The organism is Seonamhaeicola sp. (genome assembly GCF_028281565.1).
GTDB lineage: Bacteria > Bacteroidota > Bacteroidia > Flavobacteriales > Flavobacteriaceae > Seonamhaeicola.
The window spans coordinates 169,589-186,154 of sequence record NZ_JANQJQ010000006.1 but is presented as its reverse complement, the minus strand read 5'-3'; the positions used below and the strand labels follow the sequence as shown (position 1 = coordinate 186,154).

Genomic DNA, 16,566 nt, shown 5'->3' with positions numbered 1-16,566 from the left:
TTTTCTCTTTTTTTAATTAAAATCCAAGTTGAAAACCAAACAATATTTGTTCTGCCTGAGGATAGAACCCTCTGTCAATACCCATGTCCAGCATATTATTGGCACTACTTTGACCAATTTCAGGATCAACACCTTCGTAGCCCGTAATTACCAATAAATTCTGACCAGACACATATACTCTAATTTTTTCGGCCCTAATCTTTTTAGATATGCTTTCAGGCAGCGTATATCCTAAAGCAATATTCTTTAGCTTTAAGAAGGAGCCATCCTGAACGTGAAAATCAGACACTAATTGTTCGCCATTAGTACCACCAAGTACAATGTTCTTTGGGGCATTATCCTGTAAGTATCTAACCGGTCTGTTAGAACCAATAGCATCATACCTTATGGTAGCATCAAAAATGTCATTTCCTTGTGACCCGTAAAAGAAGGCACTAAAGTCAAATCCTTTATAGCTTGCTCCCAGGTTGATACCATAGGTGAAGTCCGGCAACGGATTTCCAATAAAGGTTTTGTCTCCAATAGTAGGTTGTGTCTTATCTAATCCAACACCGTCTAAATCCTTAAACAGTAGATTTCCTGCTGCGTCAATACCCTCAACTTCATATCCGTAGAAACTGGACACCGGATGCCCAACTGCGGTTAAGGTAATGGGGTCTGCAAACAACTGACCAGTAAATCCACCTTCCAAGGCCTGTCCGTTAGCTCCTAAGTTGGTTACTTCGTTTGTATTGAAACCAATATTAAAGGCTGCATTCCAGGAAAATCCGTCAGGATTGTTCTTTCTGTATGACGTCATAATCTCAAAACCTCTGTTCTCTACATCACCTACATTTACTACGGATGGATTTAAACCGGTTGCCAACGGTGTATTAGCCTGTAACAAAATGTCTGAAGTTTTCTTAATATAATAATCAACTGTTAATCCAAAACTATTATTGAAAGCATTTAAGTCTAAACCTATATTGGCAGATGTTATCTCTTCCCATTTTAAGTCCGGGTTAGCTAAACCGGTAAGTACAACACCGGGTGTACCACCGTAACCGGTACTTATATTAGAGTTTACCGTGGATTTAAATGCTAAGTTTCTTGGCGATGCATCCTGACCGCTTATACCCCAACTTGCTCTAAGTTTTAATAAGTTAATGGCATCTGTGTTTTCTAAAAAACTTTCTTCCGAGATGACCCAACCAGCAGACGCCGCCGGGAACCAACCCGACCGATTATTAGGCCCAAAATTCGAAGATCGATCGTTTCTTATGGTGAAACTGGCTAAATATTTCTCTTTAAAATTATAATCCAATTTTCCGAAGTAAGAAATCAAAGCTGTTTCTGCAATGGCCCCGGGATTCACAATGGCGTTTAAGGCATCTAAATCGGACTCCGATAAACTTCCAATACTTAAATCACCAAAACCTGTTGGGTCTATATCGGGAGCATTGACTCTAATATTATCCCCTATTTCTAATCGATCTTCCAACACCTCGTAACCACCTAAAACTCTTAAGCTATGATTATCATCAATATGTTGACCTAAATCGTACTGAGCCGTCAAGGTTACTTGATCTCTATTAAAGGTGGTTATATTTCCAGAATAGTTAACATTACCTAGCGTTGTAAATGTTTGCTCCGGATGTTCCAAAAACGGTGTAAAGCTTTCATTTGTAGTCCTTACTCTGTAATCAGAGAATGACGCATTTAAGCTTAACCCTGAAACGGGTTCCCAATTAGCCGCAGCACTAATCAACTTAACATTAGACTGAGCTCTGTTGTTTTGAATATCTAAACTCCAAATAGGGTTAGTCACAGCTCCAATGGTATTTAAAGTAACACCGTTATAAACAGGTGCCGGGTTTTGACGTCCCATATTGAAAATCTCTCCGTTTTCAGCATATATAGGATATATGGAAGGCAGCGCATTAATATAATTCATTAAAGCAACTCCGGTACCGCCGTTATTTAAACTTACGAATCTTGAGCCGTAATCGGAAAAATCGAAGGATGTAGATAATTTAAAATTTTCAGTAATATTCATATCTACATTACCTCTATAGTTTTCTCTTCTAAAATTTGCTTTATCCTGGTTTCCTCCCACAATACCATCCTGGTCAAAAATACCGCCGGCCAAAGCATACTTTACACGATCATTCCCTCCAATAATGGAAACACTGGTATTTCTAATGGGTGCATCGTCGAAAATAGCATCGTACCAATCAGTATCCGGCAAAGAAGCTAGTTCGGAATCTGAGAAGGCCCCTCTTAGTCCGTTAGGCGGATTGCCTCCAGCCAAAGCAACACCCTCATTGTAATATTGAGCGTATTGACTGGCGTTCATTATGTCCGGTTTATTGCCTAAAGATTGTGTTCCGTAAAACCCGGAAACAGACACTTTAAGTTTTCCATCGGTATCCTTTCCTCTTTTGGTTTGCACTAAAACAACCCCGTTACCACCACGAGCACCATAAATGGCGGTGGCTGCAGCATCTTTTAAAAGCGAGTAAGATTGAATATCAGCTGAATTTAAGTATTGTAAATCCGTAACGGGTAAACCATCCACAATGTAAAGCGGATTAGACGCATTGGGCGACCCAATACCTCTCATTCTAATTGTAAGTGGCGCTCCCGGTGAACCGGACGTTTGCACTACAACCACTCCGGGAACCGTTCCCTGAAGTGCGGCTTCAGCCCGCTGTACCGGTAATTCCTCTAATTGTTTGGTGCTTACTGTTGAAATGGAAGTAGTTACAGATCTTTTGTTCTGTGTTTGTCCATAACCCACAATAACGATTTCATCTAAAACACCGGTGTCTTCTTCCATGAAAACACTGAGTCTAGTTTGACCATTAATATTTACTTCTTGAGTTTTGTAACCCAAATAACTAAATACCAATACATCATTAGCAGAAGCTTTAATGGTAAAATTTCCATCAAAATCTGTTGTTGCCCCAACAGTGCTTCCCTTTACAATAATGTTTACTCCTGGTAACGGACCAGTATCGGAAGTGACATTACCAGAAACACTTTGAGAAAAAGCAGACGTGACAAACAATAGTAGTGCCACAAATGCCATCTTTGAGAATACGTTTTTCATAATTTTAGTTTATTCTTTTTAGAAGTTGGTAATAAATTGAGTAGTATGTTACTAAATCAGTATATTTTTCGACATAAAATTATGGACTCCATAAGGTGATTACCAAAGAAAATCGGAAAACAGGACTCAAAACGAGCGTTTAATTAAAAGGGGGCTTTGTTAAAAAATTGTTAAGCAGGAAGCTTCAAAATAGTTGTATTTATTACACGTTTGAAGGTTTTGTTAACGCCTATAAAATGTGTTACGTAAATTTTCTAAAAGGTTTACGTAAATTTTTCGAAAATGTTAAGTTGTTAAAAAGAGAAGGCAATGAAAATGAGGCCTGATTCAAAATTTTAACAAGTAATTACGTTTTTTAGAACTTTGGAATATCATTCAGATTCACTCCTAAAACAGTTATGGAAATAGCATTTAAAGCATTAAAATCACCCTCAAAATGGTAAGTGGTTTGTGAATGATACATTGATTCGTTAGGAGCCAGTTCTTTTACCGAAGATGATGATTCGAACTCATAAAAAGGCCATTTGTGTCCTAAAGCGGTATCTACGTTTCCATTGAAGATATTAATAACATCGCCTGTATAAGGTGTATTATTTTCCGGTAATGAGTTTACATAAACACCATCATTTGTAAAGTTAAATGTAACAATGTTAAGTAAGTTGTTTTCCGGAGAATAACTCCCCATAACATTTTTTGTAAACTGTGGTGGCGTGCCAATTTTATTAAGCCCCCGGGCATCGGCTTTATAATAAACCACAGCATCTTTAATCTGCATCCTGTCACCGGTGGTTTTAGTAAAATATTCTGTGATAGAATCCGTTTGTTTTGTCAACGGAATGATCACTCTGTTATCCGCACTTGTATTCATACAGCCCAATTCCCAAAGGGATAATAACCCGGTTTCTTTATGCCATTTTTCAGAACCCTTATTAGTCATAGTGGTTTCGGCTCTAAAAGCAACATAGGAAATATGGTCCAAACTAATATCCAGGTTTTGCTCAATCTGTTTGTTTGAAAGCAATGATACGGTCCGTTCTAAGCTAATTGAAAATGTATAGTTGTGATTATTTTTAATTTCCATGTCCCCAACATAGGTAATGGCATGCTCTGTCCGTAATTTTTCGGTAAACTTTTTAGTATTTAAATCATGTGGAGCCCGCATGTTTTCATCTACCTGTTCTGCATTGGCATCAAAGAAAACAGAATATTTGCCCAATTCCGGAGCAAACCAGATTCTGCTTTCACCTCCCAAATAGGCCATGTTTGAGGCGTGCTCATTATTCTCTATCAGATCTGAACTAAACCAACCATAGGGTCTCCCGTTCATACCTTTCGAGGAACTTGCAAAAACCCTGGCTTGATAAATCCCGGAAACGGCTATCATTGATTCTCCTGACTTTAATACTTCAAGCCCGTCTATAGGTTTTAGTTGCTCTAAATGGTAAGCAAAGGTGTCCTTTTTTAAGCCTTGCCTGCAATTCAACATTAAAAGTGTTGAGCAAAATATTAATAGTTGATACCTTTTAGCAATCATGAGCTAAAGTTAAACTATTTTTTATGATTACTTCGGTACTCATACATGGAGTAAGTAGTCTCTTTGACCTTTTCAATGAGTTCCTGATACGGATTATCACAAACATCAATAAAACCAACATTGTAATTTTCACCGTCAAATCTACCTGTATTAGGTTCATCCAAATACTGGAACCAATGTGCGCCCACTATGTAGGGATTACGTAAAGCACCTTGAATGTAGTCCTGATACATTTGCCCTCGCTCTGCCTGATCTTTTGCTTTTTTAATTCCTATATGAAAATTCCCTCTATCCAGGGCTCCAAAATGGAATTCACCTATCAGTACAGGTTTATCAACGCCTTCGGGCAAAGACATCTTTTCAATACTGTATTCATATTTATTGAAACTCATGATATCTAAATACTGACTCGCTGCTGTTAACACCACATCATTATTTGCCCAGGCAAACCTACAACCTAAATAGTTTTGATTTGGTGCTACGCGTTTTAATTCTTCACAAATGGTACTGAAATACGTGTGCGCTATCTTCTCATAAAAAGTAACTAAATCTTCTTTTGCCAATTCTTTATTAGGTGCTTCCGTAGATTCCAGCAGGTTCTTCCAGGAAATGTATTTAGAGCCCCAATACTCATTTAACTTGGTAATGTCTACATATTTAGCTTTTAAATCTTTAACAAATTCTATTTTAGCCGGTTGCGTGGCGGGGCTTTTCAAAGTACCAACCGAAAGAGACCCTAATAGACCCCAGGACAATTCATTATCTATAAAATAGCCAATACACCATGGGTCATTTGCGCCTTCTTTTTGATTTTCTACCGATGCTCTGACCGCTTCTCTAAATTTAGGATCGAAAACATCATGAAATTTACCCCAAAAACCATTTGATCCTTCAATTTTTGGGGTATTTCTAATCCATATTGACCCAACGTAAGGTGTTCTTTGTTGACGTGTAGCTCCAAAATCAGACATAAACCCAATCGTATTCATACCCCAATCCTTAATTCTTAAGTGCGCCATATTTTGAAAGGTCTCCAACCAATTATCTCCATATTTTCTGTACAAATTACTTTGATAAAAATTATAGGAGTCGTAAGGAAGTTTGTCTTTATAAAACCCATGAGATGCATGGGTTCCCGTACCGTAAAACTGACCTAAAATACTGTCTCTTTCAGGTAAAAATTTGAAATAATCTTCTCTATGGCTAATACCGGTAAATACTGATTCAGAGGCCACACAATTTAATCCGGCTGTCCAGAACAAATAGCCTTCGGGATCCACCATCCACCATTTGCCATTTACTTTTTCGGTTCTGAAAAATCCCGTAGCCTCCAGTTTCGGACCGGCTGTCCAACCACCAAATTTCCCAATATTTTCAGCGCCTTTGGAAGCCTTTAAATATTCCAGTTCCTTTTTTGCAAATGCCTTAAGTTCTTTATCAAAATGCATTTTACCTTGCCAATCTTTATGAATGTATTGCCCATATTCATCAATAAATGGAAAGAAGCCTTCAGGACTTTTCTCTTCGTATTTTCCAACCGCCCTAACGTTATCCACTGTAAAATTATTGGGCTGGGTGGCGTAACGTGAGCAAAAAGTAAACTCAGTGACCTTTGTAAGGTCGGCTTTAATCTTTCCGGGGACGCCTCTTAGTCCGTTTACTTCAATTTGAGGCTTATGAATCCAGGGCGTCCAGGCTAAATCAACCGTAATGGTTTTACTTTCATCCGGTTCTAAGTCCACATAATCTGAACAATACCAACGCAACAGCCCATCCGGATCATTCCCCACGAATAATTCTACCTGAATAGCTTCATCGCCTGCATTAGAAACATCCGCCTTTACCTGAAAGTAACCCGACAAATCCCATGATTGATTTTCCGGACTCACCAGACGCACGCCTGTTTCTCTAATGGTAAAACCATTATTTACTTTTATATAATTATTGGTTTCACCTTCAATAAGTTCAAATGTGGCGTCTTGTGGTTTTACCAGTTTCGCCTGTGCAATATCTTCAAAATCAAATAACAATAGTTTATGCTCTTGCTGCTTTTCCTGACAGCTTACTAAGCTCAGTAATACCGCTAAAAAAGCTAAATTTTTAAATGTTCTCATAGGTTTGTTAGATTATTTCATTTTGATTGCTTATTCTTTTACGAGAAGCGCTTCCAATTCTTCAAGCGACTTCCCTTTGGTTTCGGGCACCTTTAACCACATTAAAATAAATCCTAAAACGGCAAATATGCCGAAGACCAAAAAGGTTAATGAATTACCAAGTGTTGCCAATTGCCATGGAAATAATAATTGTACCAGGAAGGCAACTCCCAAATTGACCAACCCTACAAATGAAATAGCAATTCCTCTGATTTTGTTTGGGAAGAGTTCTGAAAACAATACCCACATTACGGGGCCAATGGACATGGCGTAAGCCCCCACAAAACCAATGATACCAATTAAAATTAAAATGGTGTTCATTTTTGCCGAAGCCGTAACCAAAGTGGCTTCATGATCTCCAGCGGCTGCTTCTCCCAATGCTGAAGCAATGGCTGCTTTAAAATCAAGGTCATTATCAAAGACTTTATCCTGAAGTGGCGTAATTTGCTCCCTGTTTATTTCGGCCGGAAGATTTGCAATTGCCTCCTGGCTTAAGGTGTAGGTAGCATTATTAAATTCATAGCTCAATAGGAACAAACAAACTGCGATTCCAACCATACCAACAATAAGCAATGGTTTTCTGCCAAATTTATCGATGGCCAGCATAGCTACTATGGTAAATCCAAGGTTGGTTAACCCAACCAGGGCGGCCTGAACAAAAGAGGCGTCAGTACCAATACCCGTTTGTTCAAAAATCATGGGGGCGTAGAATAGCACGGCGTTAATCCCCACTATTTGTTGAAAGATCCCAACAATAAGACCTATTATAATGACATTCCTCAAAGATCTTTTGAATAAATCTCCAAGCTTTGATTTTTCTTTATTTTGATCTTCTAAAATACTTTGCGCAACTTCATGTATCTGATTTTCGGCTTGGTCTTCTGTGGCCACTTTTTTCATCACTTCAAGTGCTTCTGCTTTTCTGTTTTGAACCATCAACCATCGCGGACTGCGAGGCACCATGAATAATCCGAAGTAGTACAAAATGGCCGGTAATGCTTCCAATCCCAGCATCCAACGCCAATTCCATTTTCCCAACCCTATACTTTCTGTCCAGGCGGCCTCAGAATTCCCCCACTTAAGGATTAAATAATTAGTAAAAAAGGCAATGGAAATACCAATAACAATATTTAGTTGATTGAAGGACACCAGCTGGCCCCGTTTTTCGGGAGGTGCCACTTCAGCAATATACATAGGCGCAATAATTAAAGCGGCTCCAACTGCTAATCCTCCAATCATTCTGAAGATAATTAACCAAAAGAATGTTCCGGCCAGGGCAGAACCTACAGCAGAAATGGTAAACAGAACTGCAGCATATTTCAGCAATCTTCTTCTGCCATATTTATCACTCATCGGGCCCGCTATTATCATACCAAAGGCAGCGGTTAAAGTGATGGAACTTACAGCCCATCCCAATTGTATTTTCGTTAAATTGAATTCCGGTTCAATGAATTTTACAACGCCCGAAATTACAGAGGCGTCAAATCCCAATAAGAAACCTCCCAACGCCACAATCGCAGCAATTCGAATGGTGAATAGTTGTTTACTTGACATATTTAGTTTGTTTGGTTTTCTGCTAAAAAAGCATGGTTCTCAAATTTAGCGCAAAGAAATAGTGATTCTCATTATAAGCACTTGACAAAAACTATACAGGATACCTATAAACACTAATAAAGCTGCAGACAGAACTAGACTAAAAATTACAATGAGTTTATATAGTCCTCCAGATTAATACTTCTTGGAAGGTTCATTTTTTTCCTGATTCTATGACGTGATGTGTGTACAGACTCAACAGAAATCCCCAATAACCTTGACATTTCTTTGCTGGAAAAATTCAGTTTTATCAGGGCACATATCTTTTGATCACCCTGACTAAGATTAGGGTACTTTGCAAACATTTTATTATAAAACTCTTTATTAACATCAATAAAACGCAATTTAAATTCTTCCCAATTCTGGTTATTACTTACAGATATAGAACGCAATACTTTATTGACCTCATGTACTTTTATCTTTTCATCTTTCCCCCTAACCTTAGACTTAAGGGTTTTTAGAAACTCCTCCTTTTCAATCAACTGTAGAGCAGAGGCTGCCAGTTCTTTGTTCTTTAACTCTAATAACTCTTGCGTTTTTTTGTTTTCCAGTTCCTGATTCTTTCTAATAAGTTCCTTCTCTGCTCTATGTTTGGTTCTTAAGTGTTTTACATAAATAAATGCAATAACCACTACGAAAACAACCGATACCATTAAAATAATTATCTGAAGGTTTCTGATTTTCTCTTCCTGCTCCAGTTGTTTCAAATATTGCTCCTGTATTTGCTGTTCCTGCTTTAGTTTTTCTTTTCTATAGGAATCCTTTATTTCCAATAAAGACACATTGTTTGAACTCCTGCTATCAAAAAACTTTCTGTCTAAATCTTTGGCTGTTTGAAGGTGTAAAAATGCATTGGCATAATCATTCCGCTTTAAATATAACTCTGATAATTTTTCATGCACTAAAGGTGTAAAATCTATATGGGAATTGTATTCTTTTGAAATTCCCAAAGCTTTAGTATAGTAGTCTTCACCTTTTTTTAAGTGATTTAAATCAGAATGAATATCTCCCCAATGCTTATAAAATATAACCAAATAAGAGGCATTGTTTTCTTCAAACCACGGAAAAATGCTATCCATTACTTTCAAAGCTTTTTCTTGCTGATTAGTTTTAAATAAAACATGCGTTTTTTCAAAATGTATAAGTGCTTTGGGAAAATCTATCTCAGTTTCCGGCATGATCTGATAGCAACTGTCAAGATAGACCTCTGTCTTTTCAATATTGTTCAGCTCCCTGTAAGTGTTAGCAATAAAGTAATAGTAAGGAATCACCTCTGTTTCATCAATAGTCCCGCTTTTTGCCATTTCCTTTTGAATTTCAAGTGCCTTATTGAGATACTTCAACGACTCGTCTTCTCTCTTAAAGTAACTGTAAACCCTCCCTAACCTATGATAAATTAAAGCTTTTATACTTTGGTCTTCTAATCTATCTGTAAGCATTAAGGCACTCCAATAGGCGTCATAAGATTTTGAATAATTGGCCCTGTTTTCAAAAATATCTGCTTTTGACCTAAGCGCATTAGCCGCTTCAATAGTATCTCCGGATTTTAAGAATAGCTGATAACTTTTTTCAAATAGCACTAATGCACTATCAGGATATTTATATCTTATCTCATTTGCATTTTGCCTTAAATGAATGGCACTTTGATTTAATGAATCATTTTGAATTAATGTGGTTGCGTTACTGTAAGAAGTTAACATTAAAAATAAGTTACACGCAACTATTTTGAATATAGCATCCATAGCAGTTAAATATCAAGTTTAATTTAGTTAGTTGATTACAAATATAGAGCTTAATCCGCAAGAATGTCTAGTTTAAAACTTGACAAAAACTGAACTTTAGTATCTTGACACCGCCTGAAAACCTCAATAAAATCAGTTTTTACTTAATTTTTAGTTATTAAGCTATTGTTGGTTTAAAAATTAAAAAGTAAAGTCTTTTAATTCAGTATTTTTATATATTGTCTAGTAAGTTTTCATTTAATGACAAATTTAGAGAAGCCCATTCTCTTGTCATTTTTTTCAAAAGTGATTATATACACACCTTGTCTTAAGTTGCCAACCGGTATTTTATTTTGAGAATTAGAAATCAACATTTCTTTTACCAACGTACCCATGACACTATAAATTTGTGCGGTTGAATTGATCCATTTTTCAGATACAACAACTGTAAGTTCTTCCCGGACAGGGTTAGGAAACAAAAAGAAAGATGTATCAATAAAAAAAGTGTCCTCATAGGTGCCCTGGCAATCTTTATCTGTGCTAACTTTTAAAGTGTTAACACCATCAACCAGGTCTAGCGTAATAATACCAGAACTTGTTTGAATTTCCTTTCCATTAATATCTATATAGTAATAACTACTCCCTTCAAGGTTAAGCGTAATCGTATTTTTTGAATCGCTTACTTTAGACGTTACACTAAGCGGTTCAGGCTCACCAATTTCAACTACAAACTCAATACTATAATCCGGATATGCAGGCACTGTCATAACCATATGATATGTTCCCGGGGACAAATCCTGAATATCCAACACATTATTGAAGTCAAAACTTTCATTATAACCGTCAGGCCCTGTTATGGCAACTTTATAGTTTTGAGTGAATGTAGTCACCACATTAATACTACCGTTATTTTTACCAACACACGTTGCACCAGTTCCTTTAATACTATAGTTACCGGAAGGCAATTGAGAAGGATGTATTTCTCTAATATTACTGCTAAAATTGAATACTTGTAGTATCAAACTGCTTACATGCCCCCCGGAGTCAGGAAATTCAACGGAAATGGTATTATCATTACCTAATATATCATAAGGAACAGGAATCTCTAATGTCCCAAAAAATCTTCCTTTATCTGCCTGGTCATAACCTCTCCAATTATCAGGTACATTTATCTCGGTAGTGTTCACCTTTATAATTGGTTTCAATTCTTTTCCATGATCTCTACCAATTCCAACTCTTAATATTGCTTCGCCATAAGTGTTCTTTACAACATGATTTACTTGAAACGTTACCGGTTGATTTGCGGTGATCGGTTTCAAATATTCCGTAGCATAGTATTTGACCTCTTCATTTGTTTCGTCTATGGATACTGTATCGTCAAAAACGATTTCTAAAATCATGGTACTTTCAGCGTTCAAGGTAACAGCGGTAGTATTTACAGGTATTGATTCGTCTACAAAAACCGGTGCATTCCCACTAAGGTATAAGTGTTTTTTATTTATTGAAGACATGGTTTTCCCACTTAATTCAAACATAGAAAGATCAATCTCTTCATCAGTAAACAATAAATTATTTAGAATAACATACGCTTTAGCTCCATCAACATAACCATCAACCTGAATATCTAAATTATCCGATCTGGTATCAACCCTGGTGCCTTTTACATTTTGCCATAATTCATAAAACTTAACACGATCCGTATATACCCATTGCCCCGTATAACTGGCAGGCTCATTAGATTTTCTCATTAAACGAGCGCCATAAGGGACGTTATGAGTATTGTTAAAACCCCATTCTGCTTTCACAATGGTAAAGGGTATAGCTATGGCAATAGCATCCGGTCTTTCCATAAAAGACATCATCATGGCGTTTTGAGCTTTAATAAATAACCAATCTCTATAGGGGCTCCAGGGATCATTTCTTAAATCATGTGTCTGAGCTCCGTACTCTGAAATAACATATTGTTTAGTTTCACCTAGCTTTAGCATGCTGTAATGATCATGCATATCAAAAGTGGCCTCCAGATTACTTCCGGAACGTAAATCCATCTTGCCTCCAAAAACCGGAAAATCATACAAATGCCATGACCAAAAATCCATTTTCTCACCGGCCACATCAATAAAAAGTTTGTCTCTATTCATCCACCTTTGAAAATTACCGGTTTCAAAATCAGGAAAAGCGGCCGTATAACCTCCTATTTTCAAATTGGCATTCTGAGCACGAATAGCTTCTGCCACCTCCACATGAAAATCGGCAATCTCCTGTAAAGAATTCGTATAATTGCTTTTTCCGCCAAGGGCTTCATAAGCAGGTTCGTTAATAACCTCAACCCAGTCTGGTTCAGGTTGTCCGTTACCTCCATGAAATTCGTTAAAATAACGCCCCATATATTCACCTGTGGCGATAGGACTTGCCAATTTCCATCCTGTATTACTAGTTGCACGTTGACTTTCTCCAGTCCAAAAAGGATGTAATTGAGCAGCCACTACATGGTTCAATTTTCTATTTTCATATGCATGCAGGTGTGTTTTGGAAGCATAGTTATTTCTTGAGTTCAATCCTTTTGATGCAATTTCGGCAGGATCAGCAAAACCAGGCCTCGCCGGATCTTCGGCCATGTTGTTTAAGTGCCATGTAATACCACCTGTATCTCTACCCAAATAAACATCATAACCATTCAAAAAGTGATCTCTTAAATCGGATGTGAAATTATCTCCATCCCATTCATTTTCGGTTTGGTTTGCATGAATTGTAATAAATTTTTCTCTCTTAAAGGTATCAATACCACCAACCGTATGTTTTACATTGAAGTTTATAGTAACACTTGTTTGGGCATTAACGCAACATAATCCGGGAAAAAGGATCCATAAAAAATAAACTGCAGTTCTTTTCATTAACATCATTTTAGCATATTTGGCAACTGCTAAAATAGGTTAAACTGCTCCTATAACTATGAAAACAAACTTGACATAAACTTCACAACCGGGTAAATGACCCATAAATTTTTTATTTATCTAAAAGTTGATTTTTCTATAATAAAAACCTCATTCTCAGGGAATAAAATCATTAAATAATGCTGAGTAAACTAAAAATGTCAAGAAAAAATAGCACACATACAATATAACAAGTATCGGATAACAAATTTGGGACTATTTACCTTAAATCATTCAGTTAATAATTTGATAAAAAACCATAGAAACTAAGAATTTAATTGTTAAACAACTGATTTTAAGTATTTTACAAATTTAAAATTAAGTTTTAATCAAGTTTTTTTCTTTCAAAATTTCGCACTTGTCAAGTTATAATAGAGTTGAAAATAAGTTAACATGTGCGCCATCTTCATAATTTCGAAGCATTTAACTAAACTAAATATATGATGAAATTGAACTTTTGTATGAAACAAAAGATTAAACATGCGTTTTTAGTTGTCATGTTTACTCTTATTTGTGGAAGTATTCACGCTCAAAGTCAAACTATCAAAGGAGTAGTATCTGCCGAAGGAGGGCTTCCTTTACCGGGAGTTACTGTTTTGGTAAAAGATACCACCACCGGTACAGCAACTGATTTTGACGGAAACTATGAAATAAGCGCCCAACCAAATGATGTGTTGGTTTTTAGCTTTATTGGTTATACTACCAGAGAAGTCTCTGTAGGTAGTAAAACAACAATTAACGTAACCCTTGAAGAAAACTTATCGCAACTTGAAGAAGTTGTGGTAGTAGGTTATGGTACCCAGAAAAAGAAAGAGGTTACCGGAGCTGTTGCAAAAGTAAGCGCTGCCGAAATTGTTAAAGCACCTGTGGCGGACTTAGGGGCAGCCATTCAGGGTAAAGTTGCCGGGGTTAATATTCAGGCCGCCAGCGGTAGGCCCGGAGAAGCTGCCAATGTACAAATTCGTGGTTTGGCCTCTGTTAATGGTGGTCAGCCTTTATATATTGTGGACAACATTCCGCAAGAAGGCAATCCAAACATACCACCGGAACAAATTGAATCTATAGATATCTTAAAAGATGGTGCTTCTGCCGCAATCTACGGTATTAGAGCAACCGGTGGTGTCATCCTTATCACCACTAAAAAAGGGAAGTCCGGTAACATGAAAGTAGATCTGTCTACTTACACCGGTATCCAGAACATTACTTCAGGAACCCCTTTAATGAATACCGTAGAGCAATTGTACAACTTAGAGGTAACAACCGAACAATTAGGCACGGAACCATTAACGTTCTTCTTTCAACCGGATGCCTTAGATTTTGACACAGACTTTGTTGGAGATGTACAAAACGATAACGCAATCGTACAAAATGTTAACTTAAACCTTTCAGGAGGTGTTCAGGACTTAACATTCAACTTTGCAACCAACTACTTTAAACAAGATGGTGTTTTAATTAATTCCGGTTTTAATCGTTTATCAAACAGAATTACCGGTCAGTTCCATAAAGGTAAGTTCAAGGCCTTTGCTACTATAGGTTTTACTACTGAAAACCGTACACAGGAACCCTGGTCTTTATACGAATATGCCATTGGACAAGCGCCCTGGGCCAGACCACTAAGCACTATTCCCAGCGTAGGACAAAATAGTGTGGAGTTAGATGTAGGAAACGAAATTTTTTATAGTTTCTTGTCCAGACAATTAGACAATATTGATGAAAGAGAAGTAAAGTCTAACAATATTGCTCTTAATTTGGAATATGAAGTTCTTAAAGGCTTAAAATACAAATTAAACCTTGGTAGAAACGAGTGGAATTTCTTTAGAAAATTCTTCCAACCTCAATATTTGGCCTTCTCCAGAGATGGCGTATTTAACGCAACCGCATCCAGACCTCAGGCATCATTAGATGAAGATTACATCTTTACCAAAAGAGAAACCATAGAGCATATATTAAATTATGCTACAAGTTTTGGTCAGCATAACTTAAACTTGTTAGGTGTTGTATCTTATGAACGCTTTAAGTCAAGAACCTTAGGTGTAGGTGTCATATTTGATGAAAACGCAAGTAATGATATTCAAACCTTAGGTGCCGGAGCGGAAGGTGTAAAACCAAATTCATTCGATATCAACCGAACGTTAGCAGGTAAACTGGGAAGGGTTCAGTATAACTACGCCGGAAAGTATTTATTATCTGCAAGTTACAGGCGTGATGGTTCTTCTAAATTTTCAAGTGCCAATAAGTATGGAGACTTTTATGGCTTTTCTGCAGGGTGGAACGTTCATGACGAAAATTGGTTTAATGTGCCTTTTATCAACTCTCTTAAGATAAGAGGTAGTTGGGCGGAACTTGGGTATGAAGGTGTTTCAGATTACTCTTATCAACCGGTAATTGAAACAGGAATAAATTATCCTTTTGGTTTTGATGAAGACCTTGAATTCGGCTCTGTTCAAAGACGTTATACATCGGATATTTTCTGGGAAACAACTATATCAAAGAATATTGGTATTGAACTGGGGATGTTCAGGAATAGATTAAATATTACGGCGGACTTGTATCAAAATGACAAAAGAGACATGCTATTACAGCAACGTATAGCGCCATCTTCAGGTACGCATCAACCCAGGGCAGCCACTCAATTTAACTTTATAAACGTTAACGCCGGTAACATGTTTAATAAAGGAATTGAAATTGCCGCCAGCTATAAAGACCAAATTGGCGATTTAAAATTCAGTATAGCCGGTACATTTACCAAAAACATCAACGAAGTTACTGATTTAAATGGTGTTGAAAGAGGCTACGCCAACGGTAGACCAATACAATCCAGAGGAAACAATGTTGAATTTACAACGTTTTTGGCCGAAGGATATGAAGCCGGTGCATTCTTCTTATTCCAAACGGATGGTGTCATTAAAACTCAGGCCGAACTGGATGAATATAACCAGTTAGATCTAAGTAATGTAAGTACGCCACAACTTGGTGACATGAGATATAAAGATGCTAATGGAGATGGTGTCATTAATGACAACGATAGAGTTTATTCAGGGTCCGGACAACCGGAATTTGAGGCCGGTTTAAACTTAAACTTACAGTATAAAGGGTTTGACTTTGATGTTCAAGGTTACTATGTTGGTGGCACTGAAATATATAATGGTGCAAAACTTTACGCTTATACCGGAGGAAGACACAGAGACTTATTGGATATGTGGAGCCCTCAAAACCCAACATCCGATATCCCGACATTCAGACAAAATGCTTTCCACAGTAATGTTAGGGCTGCATCAGATTATTTCCTGGAAGACGGAAGCTATTTAAGAATAAGGACATTAACTTTAGGTTATACCGTTCCCGGTATTACAGAAACTTCAGGGATTGACAAAGTCAGAGTATTTTTAACTTCTACAAACCCATTTACATTTACAAGCTATACAGGCTATGATCCCGAAGTTGGTGGGGACGGCCTATTTACTCGTGGCGTAGACAGTGGTAGTTATCCTGTTACGCGTCAGTTTATGTTAGGGGTTCAGTTAAATTTCTAAAAAAAAGT

At 37.2% G+C, this 16,566-nt stretch carries 7 protein-coding genes; 1 reads left to right on the top strand and 6 read right to left on the bottom strand.

The window, feature by feature from the left end; translation table 11 throughout:
- Positions 1-16: 16 nt before the first annotated feature.
- From Q0983_RS02695 to Q0983_RS02670, 6 genes are all read right to left on the bottom strand, one after another.
- Positions 17-3,091, bottom strand: a complete 3,075-nt coding sequence (locus Q0983_RS02695) for a TonB-dependent receptor (RefSeq protein ID WP_299548320.1) — start codon at positions 3,089-3,091, stop codon at positions 17-19.
- Between the two features lie 355 nt (positions 3,092-3,446).
- A complete protein-coding gene (locus Q0983_RS02690) occupies positions 3,447-4,625 on the bottom strand; it encodes a DUF6786 family protein (protein ID WP_299548318.1) in 1,179 nt (392 codons plus the stop codon).
- 14 nt (positions 4,626-4,639) lie between these two features.
- Positions 4,640-6,739 carry a beta-galactosidase gene (locus tag Q0983_RS02685; RefSeq protein ID WP_299548316.1) on the bottom strand — a complete coding sequence of 700 codons (2,100 nt, stop codon included), beginning with the start codon at positions 6,737-6,739 and terminating at the stop codon, positions 4,640-4,642.
- A gap of 30 nt (positions 6,740-6,769) precedes the next feature.
- Positions 6,770-8,332, bottom strand: coding sequence for a sugar porter family MFS transporter (locus tag Q0983_RS02680; protein WP_299548314.1), 1,563 nt, complete (start codon positions 8,330-8,332; stop codon positions 6,770-6,772).
- A 146-nt stretch (positions 8,333-8,478) separates the two neighbouring features.
- Positions 8,479-10,071 carry a hypothetical protein gene (locus Q0983_RS02675; protein WP_299548312.1) on the bottom strand — a complete coding sequence of 531 codons (1,593 nt, stop codon included), beginning with the start codon at positions 10,069-10,071 and terminating at the stop codon, positions 8,479-8,481.
- Positions 10,072-10,346: 275 nt separating this feature from the next.
- Entirely contained in the window at positions 10,347-12,986 is a 2,640-nt protein-coding gene (locus Q0983_RS02670; protein ID WP_299548310.1) for a T9SS type A sorting domain-containing protein, read from the bottom strand.
- Between the two features lie 500 nt (positions 12,987-13,486).
- On the opposite strand from Q0983_RS02670, the gene Q0983_RS02665 reads away from it, so the two are divergent.
- Positions 13,487-16,558, top strand: a complete 3,072-nt coding sequence (locus Q0983_RS02665) for a TonB-dependent receptor (protein WP_299548308.1) — start codon at positions 13,487-13,489, stop codon at positions 16,556-16,558.
- Positions 16,559-16,566 lie beyond the last annotated feature (8 nt).